Consider the following 2,634-nt stretch of genomic DNA (forward strand, 5'->3'; position numbering starts at 1 on the left):
GACGGCTCGCGCGGCGTCCTTCAGCCTGCGCTCCTCCTCGGCCAACCGCCGCTCCAGGTCGGCACGGTGGCTGACGGTGTCGTCCAGGGCGCGGCTTGCGGCGTCCAGCGCCGCGGTCAGCTCGGCCTCCTGCTCGCGGACCCGGGCCGCCTCGCGCTCGAGTTCCTCCGGGTCACGTCCCCGGCGCTCGTCGGCGGGCTCGGCCGAGGCGCTGCGCACCCGGGCGTCGGCCAGGCCGATCGTGCCGCGGATGCGCTCGGCGAGCTGCGACAGCTCGTGCCAGGTCTGCTGGGCGGTTCGGAGTCGTGGGGCGAGGGTGCGCACCTCCTGCTCCAGTTCGGCCTCCCGCTGCAGGCCCGCGGTGAGTTCGGCCTCGGCGGCCTCCTTGCGCTGTTTCAGCGCGGCCTCGTCCGCGATCTCGGCGCGCAGCGACTCCCGGACGGTCACCAGGTCGTCGGCGAGCAACCGCAGGCGTGCGTCACGCAGGTCCGCCTGGATCACCGCGGCCCGGCGCGCCACGGCCGCCTGGCGGCCGAGCGGCTTCAGCTGACGCCGCAGTTCGTCGGTGAGGTCCTGGACGCGGGCGAGGTTCGCCTGCATGGCGTCCAGCTTGCGCAGCGCCTTCTCCTTGCGCTTGCGGTGCTTGAGGACGCCGGCGGCCTCCTCGATGAAGGCCCGCCTGCCCATGGGGTCGGCGTGCAGGACCGAGTCCAGTTGGCCCTGCCCGACGATGACGTGCATCTCCCGGCCGATGCCCGAGTCGGACAGCAGTTCCTGGATGTCCAGCAGTCGGCAGGTGTCGCCGTTGAGCTGGTACTCGCTGCCGCCGTTGCGGAACATGATCCGGGTGATGGTGACTTCGGCGTACTCGATCGGCAGTGCGCCGTCGGAGTTGTCGATGGTCAGCGACACCTCGGCGCGGCCGAGCGGGGGGCGCCCGGTCGTGCCGGCGAAGATGACGTCCTCCATCTTTCCGCCGCGCAGGGACTTGGCGCCCTGCTCGCCCATCACCCAGGACAGCGCGTCCACCACGTTGGACTTGCCGGAACCGTTGGGGCCCACCACACAGGTGATGCCGGGCTCGAAGCGCAGCGTGGTGGCGGAGGCGAAGGACTTGAACCCGCGCAGGGTCAGGCTCTTGAGATGCACGGCGTGTGACTTTACCGGGGCGGCGCGGTTTCACCGCTGAAGGTGCAGGGCACATCAGACGGTAACGAGAGAGGGCCTCTCCACCGAAGACAGCGAACGGACACACAGAACCCACAGGAAATGACGGAGGGACGCCGAAGCGTCCCTCGCAGTTCTGCCAGCGGTGGGCGCTGCTACTCACCCCCGGTGAAACGGATCAGGTGAGCGCGGGCTCGCCCTGGGAGACGTCGATGCCATCGAGCAGCGAGTCTCCGTGACGTGCGACAGCCGACAGCGCGTCGTTCTCGGCCTGCATCCGGATCAGCTCGGATTCCAGGTCCTGGACACGCTGCTGCAGCCGTCGCATCTCGGAGTGGACTCGGGGGTCGGAGCCGCCGACGTAACCGAGAAGCGCCTTTGCCATGATGAGTGGTCCTCCACACTGTGTGACCGACCGGAGTCGCGGTGGGTCGTGAGAGATGAGCACCCGCGGTGTTTGCTCTGCTTACAAGGTTCTCAGGGTCAAACAGCTAAGGTGCGCGGGGCTTCCAGCGTCTCACCAAATGTTTTGACGGTCAACACGATCACACCGTGTAAACACGCGCCGCAGGGGCTCGTACGGCGCCTCGCGCCGGAGCAGCGGCCCGCTGGTGTGCGGAGATCACTTGTTGCGGCAGCCTTGCATGCCGCGCGGGGATTGGCAACCAGTTTCCTGTCATACGGCGAATCACCTGATGGCGAAGGTGTCGTAGGTGCCGCGGGGCTCGTCCCAGATCTCCGTCACGCCGGTGACGTTCCCGGGCGTGTCCGAGGAGCGCAGCCAGGCGAGCAGCGCCTCGCAGTTCCCTCTGGTCCCCTCGGCCACCACCTGTACCCGGCCGTCCTCCAGATTCAGTGCGAATCCGGTCAGGCCGCCGATACGCAGCGCGCTCGCCCGGGTGAACCAGCGGAATCCGACGCCCTGGACGGTGCCGCGAACCCAGGCCGTCATCCGGACATGATCGTTTTCCTTTTCCGGCTCGCTCATGTGACGCACGCTATCCGGCGTAATTCCCCAGAGGGCACACCGGCCCCGTGCGTGATGGCGTAGTGTCGCCCGGCAACGAACGTCACCCGAAAGAGTGACACCCCACCGTCACCGAGCACGTGAGGAAAAGCAGCAGATGGGACGCCATCGACGCGCTACCCCTGTTCCAGTCTCCGGCGGTTCCGCACAACGGGACTACGACGCGGGGCGTCACCGGAGCGCTCACCGCAAGCGGAGCACGGCCCCGGTCCGCACCGGCCTGCTCGGCGCCTCAGCGGCGATGGCGGTCGGCGCGGTGGCGGTCGCCTCCGGACTCGTGCCCGGTCCCGGCAACGGATACACCTTCGGCGGCGGCGACGACTCCACCTCGGTCGAGGCCGGCAGCATCCCGCCCGACTTCTCCACCCAGGGCACCTCCGGCATCCCGAGCGCGCGCGGCGAGAACCCGGCCAGCCGCGACCAGGTACGCCCCCCGGCCC

General features: G+C 69.3%; 3 protein-coding genes and 1 pseudogene. 1 reads left to right on the forward strand and 3 read right to left on the reverse strand.

The genetic code is table 11. The features are described 5' to 3' along the window. The 3 genes from ACYVE9_RS22210 to ACYVE9_RS22220 form a co-directional block, all read right to left on the reverse strand. Positions 1-1,149 (reverse strand): chromosome segregation SMC family protein (locus ACYVE9_RS22210; RefSeq protein ID WP_461029659.1); only part of this gene is annotated, 1,149 nt, incomplete at its 3' end. Positions 1,150-1,345: 196 nt separating this feature from the next. After that, positions 1,346-1,552: a hypothetical protein gene (locus tag ACYVE9_RS22215; RefSeq protein ID WP_461029660.1), complete on the reverse strand. Its 207-nt coding sequence runs from the start codon at positions 1,550-1,552 to the stop codon at positions 1,346-1,348. Between the two features lie 303 nt (positions 1,553-1,855). Further along, a complete protein-coding gene (locus tag ACYVE9_RS22220; protein WP_461029661.1) occupies positions 1,856-2,155 on the reverse strand; it encodes an acylphosphatase in 300 nt (99 codons plus the stop codon). 136 nt (positions 2,156-2,291) lie between these two features. Here ACYVE9_RS22220 and ACYVE9_RS22225 point away from each other — a divergent pair. Then, positions 2,292-2,634 (forward strand): annotated as a pseudogene (locus tag ACYVE9_RS22225) (CAP domain-containing protein); the annotation flags it as partial.

The organism is Streptomyces sparsus, from assembly GCF_054776295.1.

Excerpts from the sequence above, each read along its gene's own strand:
- ACYVE9_RS22215 (WP_461029660.1), bottom strand. The coding sequence starts at position 1,552 with ATGGCAAAGGCGCTTCTCGGTTACGTCGGCGGCTCCGACCCCCGAGTC.
- ACYVE9_RS22220 (WP_461029661.1), bottom strand. The coding sequence starts at position 2,155 with ATGAGCGAGCCGGAAAAGGAAAACGATCATGTCCGGATGACGGCCTGG.